We start from the raw sequence: 14,977 nt of genomic DNA, 5'->3' as shown, positions 1-14,977 counted from the left end.
CCTTCAGCCCCCTAGAAAGGGGGAAGGGGAGAGGTTCACCTTCGCCGCACAAAGCGCTATATGCGCCCACGAACCCTCAAGGAATCTCCCCATGTCCCTTCGTCCGTGGCGCGATATCGTCCGTCGTCAGAGCCGCCAGATCATGGTCGGCAACGTTCCCGTCGGCGGCGATGCGCCGGTGACGGTGCAGACGATGACCAACACGCCGACCGAAGATATCAAGGCGACGGTCGACCAGATCCGCCGCTGCGAGGAGGCCGGGGTCGACATCATCCGCGTGTCCTGCCCGGATGTGGAGAGCACGACCGCGCTGAAACAGATCGTCCGCGCGAGCCACGTGCCGATCGTCGCCGACATCCACTTCCACTACAAGCGCGCGCTGGAAGCGGCCGACGCGGGTGCGGCCTGCCTGCGCATCAACCCCGGCAACATCGGCTCGGCCGAGCGGGTGAAGGAAGTCGTCAACGCCGCCAAGGCAAACGGCTGCGCGATCCGCATCGGCGTGAATGGCGGTAGTCTCGAAAAGCATCTGCTGGAGAAATACGGCGAGCCGTGCCCGGACGCACTTGTCGAATCCGCGCTCGACCATATCAAGCTGCTCCAGGATCACGATTTCCACGAATATAAGGTCGCGGTGAAGGCGTCCGACCTGTTCCTCGCGGTCGCCGCCTATCAGCAGCTCGCCGAGGCGGTGGATTGCCCATTGCACCTCGGCATTACCGAGGCGGGCGGCTTCGTCGGCGGGACGGTGAAGTCGGCGATCGGGATCGGCTCGCTGCTGTGGTACGGCATCGGCGATACGCTGCGCGTTTCGCTGTCGGCCGAGCCCGAGGAGGAAGTCCGCGTCGGCTTCGAGATCCTCAAGGCGCTCGGCATCCGCAACCGCGGCGTGCGCGTGGTGTCTTGCCCGTCGTGCGCGCGGCAGGGGTTCGACGTGATCCGCACGGTCGAGGCGCTCGAATCGCGGCTCCAGCATATCCGCACGCCACTGTCGCTGTCGGTGCTCGGCTGCGTGGTCAACGGCCCCGGCGAAGCGCGCGAGACCGATATCGGCCTGACCGGCGGCGGCAACGGCAAGCATATGGTCTATCTGTCGGGCGTGACCGCACACACGATCGGCGACGACGAGATGCTCGACCATATCGTCAAGCTGGTCGAAGCCAAGGCGGCGGAGATGGAAGCGGCGGCGGTGCCGGAGGCGGTCGCGGCGGAATAAGCGCGCGCCTGCATTAACCATCCCCGTCAACGCGCCCGCAAGCGCCACGCGTTAGCGTCGCGCATATGAAGCTCGCGTTCGCCATCGTCACCGTCGCGGGCATCGCGATCGGGCTTGCCCTGCCGGCCGCGAAGCGTGCGCCGGCGGTGGCGGCAACCGCTCCCGCCGCGCCGGCCGAGGCCACACCCGTGCCAACCGTGATCGATCGCGCGCCGAGCGGCCATTTCCTGACGGTCGCCAACGTCAACGACGAACCGATCCGCTTCGTTGTCGATACGGGTGCCGACACCGTAGCTTTGACGCAGGCCGATGCTCGGCGAGCGCACATCGCCTTCGACCCGGCGCACTTCGAGGTGATCGGTCGCGGTGCATCCGGCCCGGTGCGCGGGCAGGCGGTGCGGATCGCCGGCATCGATCTCGACGGCAAACGCGCGAGCGACATCAGCGGCGTGGTGTTGGCGGAAAGCGACGTCTCGTTGCTCGGGCAGAGCTATCTGCGGCATATGAGCACCGTCAGCATCAGCGGCGATACGATGCGGATCGACTGATCCACTGGTCTTATCCGCCGGACGCACCAGCGCCGGGCGTCTTTGTCGCAGACGGAACGCCGCCCGCACGCTAGAGCGTGCGCGTAATGCGCCCCGCTTCGCCTGTCATGCCTTTTGCCGTTGCGACCGTCGGTATCGCTGTGTTCTCGACGATGGACGCGGTGATGAAGGGGCTTTCGCTGGCGATCGGCGCCTATGATGCGATCCTGTGGCGCAGCGTGGCGGGAACGGTCATCACCGGTACGATCTTCATCGCGACGCGCACCCGCTGGCCGGCACCCGCGGTGTTGCGGGTCCATCTGCTGCGCGGCTGCATCTCGGGTGCGATGACGATCCTGTTCTTCTGGGGCCTCGCACGCGTGCCGATGGCGCAGGCGGTTTCGCTGACGTTCGTCGCGCCGTTGGCCGCGATGCTGCTCGCGGCGATCGTGCTGAAGGAGCGGATCGGGCGGGGCGCGCTGATCGGCTCCTGCATCGCCGTCGCCGGTGTGGGCGTGATCTTCGCCGGGCAGGCGCGGGCGGACCTAGGGCCGCAGGCTGCGCTTGGCGCGTTGGCGGTGCTCGGCTCGGCGCTGTGCTACGCCTGGAACATCATCCTGATGCGACAGCAGGCGCAGGTCGCTAGGCCGGTCGAGATCGCCTTTTTTCAAACGGCGATCGTAGCGGTGCTGATGCTGGCCGTCGCGCCGGTGTTCGCCACGTTGCCGGCACCGCCGCACTGGCCGGCCTTGGTCGGCGCGGCGATGCTGGCGACGACATCGCTGATGTTGCTGTCCTGGGCCTATGCGCGTGGCCGGGCGAGCGAGCTTGCGCCGAGTGAATATACCGCGTTCATCTGGGCGTCGCTGCTTGGCTGGCTGGTGTTTTCGGAAACGCTGTCGCCGTTTACGCTGGCCGGCGCGGCGCTCATCATCTGCGGGTGTCTGGCCGGGTTGCGCGTCCGTGCGCCGGTGGCCGTGATGGAGACTGCCTTGTGACCTTGACGATCCGCTTCGCGCGCGCTGACGACGTGCCGACCATCATGAGCTTTGTCCGCGAACTGGCGGCGTTCGAGAGGGCACCTGACTCCGTGGTGTCGACCGAGGCGCTGATGCACGCGGCGCTGTTCGGCGCGCAGCCGGCGGCCGAGGCGTTGATCGCGGAGGTCGACGGCACTCGCGTCGGCATGGCGGTGTTCTACCACACCTTCTCGACGTGGACCGGGCGGCGCGGCATCTGGCTCGACGATCTCTACATCACGCCGGCCGCACGCGGCGCCGGGGCGGGATCGGCGTTGCTGCGGCATCTCGCCGGCGTGGCGGTGGAGCGTGGCTGCGCACGGTTTGAATGGTGGGTGCTCGACTGGAACACGCCCGCTGTCGAACTGTACCGCCGGATCGGTGCGGAGGCGATGGATGCGTGGACGGTCCAGCGGCTGTGGGGGACTGCGCTGACGGGGTTGGCGGAACGCTGATGGCGGCGAGCGGTTGGCGGGGGCATGCGCGCCGCGATCGGTCGCTGGGCGGTGCTGCAATGTAATTGCGATGCGGTAGCGTTGGCGATCCTCGCCGACGATGCCTGAGGGTCAAAGGCGTGTCCCACGGCACGTGGAACACGCCCTCACGTCATCAAACCGCGTGCGGTTCCTTGCCCGACTGCTTGTAGCGTTCGATCGCTTCCATCACGATGCGCTTGGCATCGTCGGCGCCGAGCCACTTGCCGACGCGGACCCACTTCTTCTTCTCCAAATCCTTGTAGTGGGTGAAGAAGTGTTCGATCTGCTGCATGACGATCTCGGGGAGATCGCTGCCCTCGCCGATGTTGCTGTAATAGGGGAAGGTCGTGTCGACCGGCACGGTAAGCAGCTTCTCGTCGCCGCCGGCTTCGTCTTCCAGGTTCAGCACCGCGATCGGGCGCACGCGCACCACGCAGCCCGGGATGAACGGCGAACGTGCCACCACCAACGCGTCGAGCGGGTCGCCATCGGGCGACAGCGTGTGCGGGATGAAGCCGTAGTTCGCCGGGTAGCGCATCGGCGTGTGCAGGATGCGATCGACGAACAGTGCGCCGCTCGCCTTGTCGAACTCATACTTCACCGGCTCACCGCCGACGGGAACCTCGATAATGACGTTGAGGTCTTCCGGCGGGTTCTTGCCGGTGGGAATCATGTCGATCCGCATTCTTCTATCCTGTCCTGAGGTGTCTGTGGCAGCCCGTTAGCGCGGTTGCAGTAAGTGATCCAGACCACCCTCTGCGGTGCCGATCTTTTCGAGATGCGGGTAGCGCAGGCCGTCGTGGTAATCGATCGCGACGGTTTCGATCCCGTCGTCATGCTTGACCAGCAGCGTGATCGGGGTGGTGCCGGTCTTGGCGGCGATGATCGCGGCTTTCAGCACGTCGTCGCTGTAGGCGGTGCCGTTGACCGCGACGATCGTGTCGCCGGGGGTGAGTGCCGCCTTGAACGCCGGCGTGTCCCAGCCGACCGCGGTGATTTCCGCCTCCTTGCCGACAGTTACACCAAGCGAGTAGCTGTAATCGTTGATCTTGCGCGTCTTCTCGGCTTGTTTCGCATAGGGCGACGGCGTGTCGGTATAGATGAGCTTGTAGCCGTTGGCGGCGAAGCCGGTGATCGGCGCGGGCTGGCCGACCTCGGTGAGCCGCTTCGACAGCAGCCCGGCCCAATCGTAAGGCTGGATCTGGTTGAGCGTGTTCACCACGTCACTGAACTTGAACGTGACTTCGCCAAAGTCACCATCGGTCAGACCGAAGAAGGCGCGGGCGAAATCATCGATCGACTTCTTGCCATGCGATTCGCGGCGCAGGATGGAATCGACCTCCATCCACACCAGCAGGCCCTCGTTGTAGTAATCCTCCGAGCGCTGGTAGCTGACCCAGCCGCGCGGGCGGCGCTGCGACATGGTCGGATCGTTGGTGGTATCGATCAGCGGCTTCCAGTTGCGGCCCGGTCGATTGTCGAGCTGCGCGAGGATCCCGGCATACATGTCGAGCGTGTCCTGCTTCGACACGATGCCCGAACGCGCTTGCAGCACATAGCCCCAGAATTGCGTCTGGCCTTCGTAGACCCACAGCGAATTGTCGATCATCGGCGTGCGGTAATCGGGCGTCCACAGCTCGGCGCCACGGCGGAACTTGCCGTCCCAGCTATGCGTGTATTCGTGCGGCAGCAGGTTGCGCGGGCCGGGGCCATCCTTCCAGTTGAGGAAGTAACCGAGCTTCACGCCGTCCTCCGACGAGCGGTGGTGTTCGAGGCCGATGCCGCCGATCTGGTCGGAGATCGCCAGCAGGAACTCATAGGTGTCGTAATGCTGCGCGCCGAACAGCTTGACCGCCTGGGTGACGAGGCGCTTGTGCGCATCGATCTGTTCGGGCGTGGCGGCGAGTTCGGCGGCATTGTCGGCGAACACGTTGAGGTTCACGCGCGGCGACAATGCCCACTTCTTGTAATAGCGCCCGGCGAGCACCGGCGAATCGACCAGCGTTTCGTAGTTGGTCGCTTGGTAGCGATAGACCGAGCCGGTCGCCGTCGCCGGCAGGCCAGAGGCGGCCGCCCAGCCCTGCGGATAGGTGACGGTCGCCTGCACCGGGATGTCACGGGTGAAGTAACCGGCGGGATACAGGCTCATCGAGTTCCACTGGAGCCGCAGCAGGTTCTGCGACATGACGATCGAACCTTGATCGCTCTTGGTGGCGGAGAGGAATTGCAGCTTGATGTCGAGCGCGGTCGCGCCCTGCGGCACGTCGATATGGAAGGCGGTGACGTCGACCGGGTCGCGCGTCCACGGGATCTCCTTGCCGCCCGCCATGATGTGCAGGCCGGCGAGCTTGTCGATCTGACCCGTAGGCGAATGGTTGCCCGGCAGCCATTTCGGGAACAGCAGCACCATATGCCCTGCGCTCACGCCGGTGATCGTTTCCTGCGTGGTGAAGATGCCGCGCTTGGTATCGGTCGCGTCGATGTTGAGCGTAACCGTACCGGGAAACGCCACGTCGCGCGGTGCCGGGATCGTGTCGACGAACGGCACCGGCTGCGGTTTGGAGTTTTCGGCCCTTGCGGGGAAAATGGCGGCGGGGGAAACGGCAGCAAGGGCGACGAGCGCGAGAGCAAGTGTGCGGTGCATGAAAATCCAGCGAAAGCAGGGATGATGCATGCAGCCTAGACCGGCTGTCGCACCTCCGTCCAGTCCGTTCGGGCAGTCAGTTCCCGCCGCTGCCGAGCGTGTTGATCGTGAAGGCCAGCACGCCGAGGTTGAACACGAACGCCGCGAGACACTGGCCGAGCACGACGCGGCGCATCCGACGCGAGGTGATCTCCACGTCCGATGTCTGGAACGTCATGCCGAGCGTGAAGCTGAAATACAGAAAATCCCAGTAATCCGGTTCCTGGCATTTGGGGATGTCGAGGCCGCCGGCGTCCTTACCCGAATCCTCGTCCTCGCCGTAGTACAGGTGCGCATAGTGCAGCGCATAGATGGTATTCGAGAACAGCCACGCCAGCACCAGCGTCGCGACCACCAGCGCGATCACCCACGGGTCGCTCTTGCCCTGCATCTCCTTGCCGACCGCGACGAGGATGATGAGCATCGTGACCCCGGTGAGGACGAGCAGACCGACCCGGTTGGCATCGTTGGTGCGGGTGTTGCGCCGCATCTGGTCCGCCTCGTCATGGCGCAGCAGCGTGGTGACGAGCAGCAGGAAGACGAGGGCGGCGGCATCAAACGCGGCCATCGCGCCCCGGCTCCAGCCGAGCGGCGGGATCGCCGCGATCAGGCCGATGACGAAGATGATGCCAAATGCGATGAAGCGCGGCGGCGCGACTTTCTGGCCGAGGTGGAGGCGTTGCATGGGCTGAGCGCTTGCGCTTTGCGGAGCCGCTTTTCAAGCACGCTGACAGCGCCTACAGGACGCGGCTTTATGGCACGCATCGAAACCCCAAAACGCATCCGCGGCACGCAGGATATTTTCGGCGAGGAACAGCGCCGTTTCGCAACGGTGGTCGACACGTTCGACCGGGTGCGGCGGCTGTATTGTTTCCAGCGGCTCGAGATCCCGGTGTTCGAATCCACCGCCGTGTTCGCGCGCTCGCTCGGCGAGACCACCGACGTGGTCTCGAAGGAGATGTACACGTTCGAGGATCGCGGCGGCGATTCGCTGACGCTGCGCCCGGAGTTCACCGCCGGCATCGCGCGGGCGTATCTGACCGAGGGGTGGCAGCAATATGCGCCGCTCAAGCTCGCCACGCATGGCCCGGTGTTCCGCTACGAACGCCCGCAGAAGGGTCGCTTCCGCCAGTTTCACCAGATCGACGCCGAGGTGATCGGCGCGGCCGAGCCTGCCGCCGACGTGGAGTTGCTGGTGCTGGCCGATCAGTTGCTGCACGAACTTGGCATTGCCGAGGGCGTGACACTGCAGCTCAACACGCTGGGCGATGCCGAGACGCGCGATGCGTGGCGCGCGGCGCTGGTGGCGCATTTCGAGGCGCATCGCGGCGATCTGAGCGAGGATAGCCTCGCCCGGCTCGAAAAGAACCCGCTGCGCATCCTCGATTCCAAAGACCCGCGCGACCGGCCGATTGCCGATGCCGCGCCGGGGATCGACGATTACCTCACCAGCGAGGCTGGCGCGTTCTTCGAAAGCGTCACCAAGGGGCTGGATGCGGCGGGCGTGGCGTGGACGCGCAACGGGCGGCTGGTGCGCGGGCTGGATTACTACCGCCACACCGCGTTCGAGTTCGTCACCGATCGGCTCGGTGCGCAGGGCACGGTGCTGGCCGGTGGTCGCTATGACGGGTTGATCGACAGTCTGGGCGGACCGGCGACGCCGGGCGTCGGCTGGGCGGCGGGGATCGAGCGTCTGGCGATGCTGCTGGCGGAACCGGCGGTGGAAGCGCTCGATGTGGCAGTCGTGGTCGAGAACCGTGCGTTTGAGATGAGCTCTTTCGCAATGGTGTCGGCGCTGCGGCGGGCCGGATTCAGCGCCGAGTTGTTCGCGTCGGGCAGTCCCAAGAAGCGCTATGATAAGGCGCTTAAGCTGAACCCTGCGATTGCGGTCTCGCTCGATCTTCGCGATGGCGAGGCTCACGTTGGGCATCGCATCCTGCGACCGGAGGACGTTGACGCAGCGAAAGTAGAAGCAGTGATTGGCGGCACATCTCAGACATGAGCGGCGGTATCTCCCCCGAACGCATCGCGCAGATCGAGGCGCGGCGTGACGAGTTGCAGGCGCAGATGGCGACCGGCGATTTGCCGTCCGATCGCTTCGTTGCGGTGTCGAAGGAATATGCCGAACTCGAGCCGGTCGCCCGCGCGGCGGGCGAGGTGCGGCGGCTGCGGGCCGAACTCGACGTGCTGTCCGAGATGGAGGAGGATGGCGATCCCGAGCTGAAGGCGATGGCGCGCGAGGAGATCGACACGATCCGCGCTGCGCTAGCGGCGGCCGAGCGCGCGCTGGCGCTGTCGCTGCTGCCACGCGACGCGGCGGACGAACGTGCGGCGATGCTCGAAATCCGCGCCGGCACCGGCGGCGACGAGGCGGCGCTGTTCGCGGGCGACCTGTTCCGCATGTACCAGCGTTATGCCGAGGGGCAGGGCTGGCGGGTCGAGCTGATCTCGGCATCGTCGTCGGAAAGCGGCGGCTTCAAGGAGGCGATCGCCTCGGTCGAGGGCAAGGGCGTGTTCGCGCGGTTGAAGTTCGAAAGCGGCGTGCACCGGGTCCAGCGCGTGCCGACCACCGAGGCGGGCGGGCGCATCCACACCTCGGCGGCGACGGTGGCGGTGTTGCCCGAGGCGGAAGACGTCGACATCAAGATCGACGACAAGGATCTGCGCATCGACGTGTACCGGTCGTCCGGGCCGGGCGGGCAATCGGTCAACACCACCGATTCCGCGGTGCGGATCGTACATATCCCGACCGGCCTCACCGTGATCCAACAGGACGAGAAATCGCAGCACAAGAACAAGGCCAAGGCGCTCAAAGTGCTGCGGACGCGGCTTTATGAGCAGGAACGCGAGCGGCTACACTCCGAGCGGGCGGGGGCGCGCAAGTCGATGGTCGGATCGGGCGATCGATCGGAGCGGATCCGCACCTACAATTTCCCGCAAGGGCGGGTGACCGACCACCGCATCAACCTGACGCTGCACCGGCTGCCGGAAATCCTGGCAGGCGAGATGGACGATCTGATCGGCGCGCTGATCGCGGAGGATGAGGCGGACCGGCTGGCGAGTCTTGATTCCTAGCGCAGGGCAGTCTGCCGCATGCTGCGGCAGAACACACCCAAGCGCGGCCGGCGGCGCTTGCGCCGTCCGACGGCGCGGCTTTGCCGCGACGCGCCCCCATTGACCGCCCGCCACGCCATCGCCGCTGCCGCGCGTGATCTCGCGGACACGTCGCCGACACCGCGTCTCGACGCGGAATTGCTGATGGCGCATGCGATGCGAACGAGCCGCGAAGCCTTGTTGCTCGCCCGGCTCGACGATCCTGCGCCGGCTGCGTTCACCGCGTTGGTCGCACGCCGGCTCGTGCACGAACCGATCGCGTACATCACCGGCTCCCGTGCGTTCTGGACGATCGACCTGGCGGTCGGCCCGGGCGTGCTGGTGCCGCGTGCCGACAGCGAGACGCTGATCGAGGCGGCGATCGATCATTTCGGTGCGGCGCCCCCGAAGACGATTCTCGATCTCGGAACCGGACCGGGCACGTTGCTGCTCGCGACGCTCGATCATTGGCGGAACGCGACGGGGCTGGGCGTGGACGCCTCACCACTGGCGCTCGATTATGCGCGCCGCAACGCCGGCAACCTCGGCATGGCGGCGCGCGCGACGTTCCGGCTGGGCGATTGGGCGGCGGACGTGACCGGACACTTCGACCTGATCCTCGCCAATCCGCCCTATATCGGCACGGACGAGCGGTTGCCGCGCGAGGTGCGCGACCATGAACCGGGTGCGGCGCTGTTCGCGGGCGGGGATGGACTCGACGACTATCGCCGCATCGTTCCACAACTGCGCGCGCTGCTTGCGCCAGGAGGTGCCGCGATCCTGGAGATCGGGGCTACGCAGGCCGACGCCGTTTCCGAACTGCTCGACGCTGCCGGATTTAGCGTCGCGTTGCGCCGTGACCTTGCCGGGCACGCGCGGGCGGTGATCGCCACTTGATCTGTCGCAGCGCAAAAGGCAATATTGTGCTTGGAGAATGCTGCGTCACCCGCTACTAAAGGGGTGTTGGGGCACGCGATACCACCTTCACGGGTTGAGATCGGCCGGTTGCCCGCCCCCTTCGTCATGCAATCGCTGTGGTCCGGCGATCGTGGCAGGCTTTCGGCGCCCTGATGTGGCGCCAGAATGGCCGAGGGGCTTGCATTCACAGGTTCGTGGAGCACACGCCGGTTTGGTTTCGTAGGACAGGACGAAAAGCAGTTGATCAACAATCGTCAAGCCGGCCGTCGTCGCGGTCGTGGCGGGCAGCAGCAGCGCCCGCAGGGTGGTAATTCGGGGCGTGGCCAGGACACTGGCAATCGTATCGACAACCGGGCACGTGGCAACGCGGCGCAGCTGCTTGAGAAATACAAGGCGCTGGCGCGCGATGCGCAGATGCAGGGCGACCGCGTCAACATCGAATATTACCTCCAGTTCGCGGACCATTATTTCCGTGTGCTGGCCGAGACGCGCTCACGCTTCGAAGAGAACAACCAGGCGCAGCAACAGGGCCGTCGGCCCGGTGGTGCCAACACGTTCGACCAGGACGAGCAGGATTACGAGGACGAGGGTGAGCCCGCCGGCAACGAGCAACAGCCGCGCCAGCAGAACGGCAACGGCCACGTTCAAAACGGCGGCCATAATGGTCAGGGCCAGCAGGGTAACCAGACCGGTCAGGACGGCTCGCAGCGTGGTGAGGGACGGGGTCAGTATGGTGATGCCCAGCGTGGCCGCGGCAACGACGAGGAACGCCCGCGCCGCGTGAACGCCGAGGGTGGCGAACGCCCGCAGCGGCAGGATCGCCAGGACTATCGTCAGGAGCGCGGCACCGAGGATCGTCGCCCGCAGCGCGACGTCAACCGGTCCGATGGGCGTCAGGAGATGCGCGCCGAGGAAGCCCGGCCCGAGCAACAGCCGGTTACAGGATCCGAGACGGCGGCCATCGTGCCCGAATCGTCGGCCGTCGAGGCACCGCAGGCCGAGGCCCCGGCCGCCGAGCCGCGCCGTCGTGGCCGTCCGCGTCGGGTCTTGCCGGCTGAGGGTGAGACCGCGCCAACGTTCGACGCTGGATTGCTGCCGCCGTCGCTCACCGCCGCACCGGCGCCCGCGCCGAGTGAGGCGAGCGAGGCTGCTCCTGCTGCGACGGACGGCGAGGCGGAGAAACCGCGCCGCCGGCGTGGTCGTCCGCCCGCGACTGCGCCTGTCGAGGCGTAAACCTTCCACAATCGGCGATTTTTTGAGCCGCATTGTCATCCCCGCGTAGCAGCCCTAGCCTAACGCTAACGGCCAGAACGGGGGAGATGGCGATGCGGCTTTCGGTTTGTGGCGGGGTGCTGGCGTTGATCGCCGGACCCGCCTTCGCGCAGTCCGCGCCCGCTGCCGTCGGCCCGAGCCGGCAGGGTGACGTCGCGGTCACCATCTACAACAACGATCTCGCGCTGGTGCAGGACACGCGGCAGATGACGCTACCGCGCGGTATCAGCCGCGAGGAATTTCCCGACGTGTCCGCACAAATTCGGCCAGAGACCGTCACCCTCGCCGCGCCCGACGCGGGCATCGTCGAACAGAATTTTGATTACGACCTGCTTTCCCCCAACGCGCTGATGAACAAGGCGGTCGGCCAGACCGTGACGGTGGTGCGGACCAATCCCGCCACCGGCACCGAAACGCGCGAGAGTGCGCGCGTGCTGGCGAACAACGGCGGCACGATCGTCCAGATCGGCGATCGCATCGAGGTTCTGCGTGACAATGCGCATGTCGTGTTCCCGGCACTGCCGCCGGGACTGCGGGCGCGGCCGACGCTGTCGATCACGCTCGATGCGGCGACCGCCGGAGCGCGGCCGATGACGCTCAGCTATCTGTCGCGCGGGCTCGGGTGGAAGGCGGATTACGTCGCCTTGTTCGACGAACGCGCCGGTAAGCTCGACGTGCAGGGCTGGATCACGCTGTCGAACACCAGCGGCACGACGTTCGCCAATGCCAAGACCCTGCTGGTGGCGGGCACGGTCGGTGGCGACGACAACGACACCTACCGGCCCAACCGGTTCGGCAACACCGGTCCGCGCGGCAATCAGTCAGGCACGGAAACGTCGTCGCGCGAACAGCTCGGCGATTTCTACGTCTATCCGCTGCGTGACCGCACCACGATCGCCAACGCGCAGACCAAGCAGGTCAGTTTCCTCAACGCGACCGGCGTGCCCGCCAGCAAGGCGTATTCCTACCGCAACAGCTGGCTCGGCAAGCTCAGCGAGGCGCAGAGCGTCGATACCGTGCTGAAATTCTCCGCCGCGAAGGAGGGTGGGCTGGGTGATGCGCTGCCGGCCGGCACGGTGCGGGTGTATATGCGCGACGTGCGGGGCAGCCCGCAGTTCATCGGCGAAAGCGCGATCCCGCATACGCCGATGGGATCCGCGCTCGCGCTGAAGACGGGCGAGGCGTTCGACGTAAAGATCCTGCCCACTGTCGAGAAGCGCGAGCGGGTCGGCGACGAACGGTGGCGCACGACGATGCGCTACCAGTTCACCAACGCGCGTAGCGAGGCGGCGATGGTGGAACTCGCGCAGGCCGGCCTCGGCAGCGGGGGGCACGACACGCGCATCGTCGAGGAGAGCCAGAAGAGCGAGCGGCCGGATGCGGACGAGGCGGTGTGGCGGGTGACTGTCCCGGCCAACGGCTCGGCGACGCTGACCGCGACCTTCGACACCCGCTACTGATGCCGCGCGTGCGGAGGGCCCTTGCCCTGCTGGCGGTTCTCGCCGCGCCGGCGGCTGGGCAGGAGCCGCCGGCGATCGACTCTCCGGCACCCGCCGGGCTGGCGGTGACGATCTACCGCGCGCCCGACCGTGCGGCGAAGACGGCGATCGATCGCAATTGGGCACGCGGCTATGCGCTGATTACCGAACGGCGCACGCTGACGCTGCCGGCGGGGCCAGCGGTGGTGCGCTTTCAGGGCGTGGCGGCGGGGATCCTGCCGGAAAGCGCGATCGTCAGCGGCTTGCCCGACGGCGTACGCGAAAAGAACCTGGACGCCGATCTTTTGTCCCCGCGCACGCTGTATGCGGCGAGCTTCGGCCGCCCGGTGACGATACGCCGCCATATCGGCAAGCAGGTGCGCGAGGAGGAAGGTATCCTCCGCTCCGGCCCGGATGGCGCGGCGATCGTTCAGACCGCGCAGGGGTTCGAGGCGGTCGACTGTCACGGCGGGCAGGGGGCGATCGGGTATCACGGCGTGCCGCCCGCGCTGCCCGCCAAGCCGACGCTGTCGATCCTGCTCGATTCTCCCGTTGCGCGCACGGTGACGGTCACGCTGTCCTACCTTGCCTGGGGGTTCGACTGGCAGGCCAATTACGTAGCGACACTCAGCCCGGATGGCGCGCATGCCGATCTGGTCGCGTGGCTGACGCTGGCGAGCAGCGATGTCACGGGCTTTCCTGATGCCGAAACGATGGTGGTCGCGGGTACGGTAAAGCGCGAGGGACGTGCCCCGTATGCGTGGGAGCGTAGCGGTATTCGGTCGATCGCGTTGCAATGTCTGTTTGCGCCGGAGGTAAAGGAGGAAACGATGCAGTTACTTGCCCTACCACCGCCGCCACCGCCGCCACCGCCGCCGATGGCGGCGATGGACATCGTCGTGACGGGTGCGCGAATGGCGGTTCAGGAAGACCTTGGCGATCTCAAGCTGTACCGTGTTCCTGACCGTACGACCGTCGCGGCGCAGGCGCAGAAGCAGGTCGCATTGCTCGATCGCGGTAAGGTGCCGGTCGAGGTGTTCTACCGGGTGCGCTTGCGCGAGGGCGATCCCGGCCCGGTCCGCACCGTGCTGCGGGCGCGCAACCGCAAGGATGCCGGCCTTGGACTGCCGCTGCCGGCCGGTCCGGTTGCCGTCTTCGCACCGCGTGACAGCGTGCCGCTGCTGGTGGGCGAGGGGAACATCGCGGACAAGGCGATCGGCGAGGATGTCGAGATCGATGTCGCCAATGCGACGCAAGTGACCGTCGAGGCGGTCCACGCGGCCAGCGGCAAGCATTGGAAAGATTACGGGCTGATCGTCCGCAATGCGAATCCTCGGCCGATCCGGTTCGAGGCGGAAATCCTCGCCATGCCGGGCCGCGTCCGTAAACCTTCGGTCACACCCGTGCGCCGCGACGGAGCCCTGCGTTTGCCGGTGACGGTACCGGCAAACGGACGTGTCACGTTGCGATACCGGCAGATCGACGACGATTGATCGTCAGCCGTCGAACCTTTCAACGGCTTCGTCATGGCCGGTACCCGAGCTGAGAAAGCTTAACCCCATCAGCACAGCACCCAGCATGATCGACCCGCCACCACCGCCGATCACCGCCAGGATCGCTACCCACGACAGTGGTCCGTAAGCCATCTCCAGCGCCCAAATCGCTAGGGCGATGAAGATCCCGGTGCCGACCGCCATCCCACCAAGGATGCGGCGGAATCGCGCCCAGGCGAACGCGGCCGCATCGGGCTTGTCGAGGGCTGATAGTTGCACGTCCACGCTTGCGCTTTGATCCCGAAAGGAGGAGTCTCTCAAGCCCGGCGAGACTCGAAAAGAGCCGCTGACGCACATGGGCCAAGGAGAGGATGCCATGACTATCAAAGCGATTCTGCAAGCAAAGGGCGATGCCGTAACCGCGATCGCCCGAACCGCCACCGTTGCGGAAGCGGTGGCGTTGCTCGCGCAGCATCGGATCGGCGCGGTACCGGTGCTGGATGGTGAGGATGTCGCCGGCATCTTTTCCGAGCGGGATGTGATTCATGCGCTGGCGGAACACGGCGCCTCAGCGCTGGAGCGGGCAGTGGGTGACGTGATGACGGCCCCGGCAATCACGGTGACGCGCAATGAGGCGGCGCTTGGCGCGCTGTCGCTGATGACGCGTCGACGCATCCGCCACTTACCGGTCGTGGAGGAAGGGCGCATGATCGGCCTCATCTCAATCGGGGATCTCGTAAAATATCGGATCGACCGGATCGAAGCGGATGCCGAGGCAATGCGGACCTACATTCAGGCGTCG

The 14,977-nt window shown here is 66.3% G+C and carries 15 protein-coding genes; 11 read left to right on the top strand and 4 right to left on the bottom strand.

The genetic code is table 11. The annotated features are described in order from the left end of the window. Positions 1 to 91: 91 nt before the first annotated feature. The 4 genes from ispG to OXR00_RS12775 all read left to right on the top strand — a co-directional run bounded on the left by ispG (position 92) and on the right by OXR00_RS12775 (position 3,217). Complete coding sequence (ispG, locus tag OXR00_RS12790) at positions 92 to 1,216, top strand: flavodoxin-dependent (E)-4-hydroxy-3-methylbut-2-enyl-diphosphate synthase (RefSeq protein WP_267388597.1); 1,125 nt, start codon at positions 92 to 94, stop codon at positions 1,214 to 1,216. A gap of 65 nt (positions 1,217 to 1,281) precedes the next feature. Further along, entirely contained in the window at positions 1,282 to 1,764 is a 483-nt protein-coding gene (locus OXR00_RS12785; RefSeq protein ID WP_267388596.1) for a TIGR02281 family clan AA aspartic protease, read from the top strand. Positions 1,765 to 1,871: 107 nt separating this feature from the next. Next, positions 1,872 to 2,741, top strand: coding sequence for a DMT family transporter (locus OXR00_RS12780; protein WP_267388595.1), 870 nt, complete (start codon positions 1,872 to 1,874; stop codon positions 2,739 to 2,741). Between the two features lie 44 nt (positions 2,742 to 2,785). Beyond that, a complete protein-coding gene (locus tag OXR00_RS12775) occupies positions 2,786 to 3,217 on the top strand; it encodes a GNAT family N-acetyltransferase (protein WP_346732006.1) in 432 nt (143 codons plus the stop codon). A 154-nt stretch (positions 3,218 to 3,371) separates the two neighbouring features. On the opposite strand, the gene ppa is transcribed toward OXR00_RS12775, so the two are convergent. From ppa to OXR00_RS12760, 3 genes are all read right to left on the bottom strand, one after another. Beyond that, positions 3,372 to 3,923 carry an inorganic diphosphatase gene (ppa, locus tag OXR00_RS12770; RefSeq protein ID WP_267388592.1) on the bottom strand — a complete coding sequence of 184 codons (552 nt, stop codon included), beginning with the start codon at positions 3,921 to 3,923 and terminating at the stop codon, positions 3,372 to 3,374. A 36-nt stretch (positions 3,924 to 3,959) separates the two neighbouring features. After that, the gene (locus tag OXR00_RS12765; RefSeq protein ID WP_267388591.1) at positions 3,960 to 5,882 is read right to left on the bottom strand and encodes a peptidase M61; all 1,923 of its coding nucleotides are present in this window, start codon (positions 5,880 to 5,882) and stop codon (positions 3,960 to 3,962) included. A 76-nt stretch (positions 5,883 to 5,958) separates the two neighbouring features. Continuing rightward, entirely contained in the window at positions 5,959 to 6,606 is a 648-nt protein-coding gene (locus OXR00_RS12760; RefSeq protein WP_267388590.1) for a DUF1345 domain-containing protein, read from the bottom strand. Between the two features lie 69 nt (positions 6,607 to 6,675). Here OXR00_RS12760 and hisS point away from each other — a divergent pair, with 69 nt between their 5' ends. The 6 genes from hisS (at position 6,676) to OXR00_RS12730 (ending at position 14,175) form a co-directional block, all read left to right on the top strand. Further along, positions 6,676 to 7,923: a histidine--tRNA ligase gene (hisS, locus tag OXR00_RS12755; protein ID WP_267388589.1), complete on the top strand. Its 1,248-nt coding sequence runs from the start codon at positions 6,676 to 6,678 to the stop codon at positions 7,921 to 7,923. Further along, positions 7,920 to 8,996, top strand: coding sequence for a peptide chain release factor 1 (gene prfA / locus OXR00_RS12750; RefSeq protein WP_267388588.1), 1,077 nt, complete (start codon positions 7,920 to 7,922; stop codon positions 8,994 to 8,996). Before hisS ends, prfA begins: the two co-directional genes overlap by 4 nt. A 99-nt stretch (positions 8,997 to 9,095) precedes the next feature. After that, positions 9,096 to 9,911: a peptide chain release factor N(5)-glutamine methyltransferase gene (gene prmC, locus OXR00_RS12745; protein WP_267388587.1), complete on the top strand. Its 816-nt coding sequence runs from the start codon at positions 9,096 to 9,098 to the stop codon at positions 9,909 to 9,911. A gap of 261 nt (positions 9,912 to 10,172) precedes the next feature. Continuing rightward, positions 10,173 to 11,165 carry a DUF4167 domain-containing protein gene (locus OXR00_RS12740; protein ID WP_267388586.1) on the top strand — a complete coding sequence of 331 codons (993 nt, stop codon included), beginning with the start codon at positions 10,173 to 10,175 and terminating at the stop codon, positions 11,163 to 11,165. A gap of 92 nt (positions 11,166 to 11,257) precedes the next feature. Next, positions 11,258 to 12,664 (top strand): DUF4139 domain-containing protein, encoded by a 1,407-nt coding sequence (locus OXR00_RS12735; RefSeq protein ID WP_267388585.1) that lies wholly within the window; start codon positions 11,258 to 11,260, stop codon positions 12,662 to 12,664. Further along, a complete protein-coding gene (locus OXR00_RS12730) occupies positions 12,664 to 14,175 on the top strand; it encodes a hypothetical protein (RefSeq protein WP_267388584.1) in 1,512 nt (503 codons plus the stop codon). The genes OXR00_RS12735 and OXR00_RS12730 overlap by 1 nt, the downstream gene beginning before the upstream one ends. 3 nt (positions 14,176 to 14,178) lie before the next feature. Here OXR00_RS12730 and OXR00_RS12725 read toward each other — a convergent pair whose 3' ends face one another. Next, positions 14,179 to 14,454 (bottom strand): hypothetical protein, encoded by a 276-nt coding sequence (locus OXR00_RS12725; RefSeq protein ID WP_267388583.1) that lies wholly within the window; start codon positions 14,452 to 14,454, stop codon positions 14,179 to 14,181. Between the two features lie 97 nt (positions 14,455 to 14,551). Between OXR00_RS12725 and OXR00_RS12720 the strand changes: the two genes are divergently transcribed. Continuing rightward, positions 14,552 to 14,977 (top strand): CBS domain-containing protein (locus OXR00_RS12720; protein WP_267388582.1); only part of this gene is annotated, 426 nt, incomplete at its 3' end.

The organism is Sphingomonas sp. GC_Shp_3, from assembly GCF_026540945.1.
GTDB lineage: Bacteria > Pseudomonadota > Alphaproteobacteria > Sphingomonadales > Sphingomonadaceae > Sphingomonas.
The sequence above is the reverse complement of the archived record's forward strand: the minus strand, read 5'-3'. Positions and strand labels throughout refer to the sequence as shown.

What these genes read in the sequence shown, in the direction of transcription:
- ispG (WP_267388597.1), top strand. Translation starts at nt 92, where the DNA reads ATGTCCCTTCGTCCGTGGCGCGATATCGTCCGTCGTCAGAGCCGCCAG.
- hisS (WP_267388589.1), top strand. Translation starts at nt 6,676, where the DNA reads ATGGCACGCATCGAAACCCCAAAACGCATCCGCGGCACGCAGGATATT.
- OXR00_RS12730 (WP_267388584.1), top strand. Translation starts at nt 12,664, where the DNA reads ATGCCGCGCGTGCGGAGGGCCCTTGCCCTGCTGGCGGTTCTCGCCGCG.
- OXR00_RS12760 (WP_267388590.1), bottom strand. Translation starts at nt 6,606, where the DNA reads ATGCAACGCCTCCACCTCGGCCAGAAAGTCGCGCCGCCGCGCTTCATC.
- OXR00_RS12785 (WP_267388596.1), top strand. Translation starts at nt 1,282, where the DNA reads ATGAAGCTCGCGTTCGCCATCGTCACCGTCGCGGGCATCGCGATCGGG.
- OXR00_RS12775 (WP_346732006.1), top strand. Translation starts at nt 2,786, where the DNA reads ATGAGCTTTGTCCGCGAACTGGCGGCGTTCGAGAGGGCACCTGACTCC.
- OXR00_RS12780 (WP_267388595.1), top strand. Translation starts at nt 1,872, where the DNA reads ATGCCTTTTGCCGTTGCGACCGTCGGTATCGCTGTGTTCTCGACGATG.
- ppa (WP_267388592.1), bottom strand. Translation starts at nt 3,923, where the DNA reads ATGCGGATCGACATGATTCCCACCGGCAAGAACCCGCCGGAAGACCTC.
- OXR00_RS12735 (WP_267388585.1), top strand. Translation starts at nt 11,258, where the DNA reads ATGCGGCTTTCGGTTTGTGGCGGGGTGCTGGCGTTGATCGCCGGACCC.
- OXR00_RS12765 (WP_267388591.1), bottom strand. Translation starts at nt 5,882, where the DNA reads ATGCACCGCACACTTGCTCTCGCGCTCGTCGCCCTTGCTGCCGTTTCC.
- prfA (WP_267388588.1), top strand. Translation starts at nt 7,920, where the DNA reads ATGAGCGGCGGTATCTCCCCCGAACGCATCGCGCAGATCGAGGCGCGG.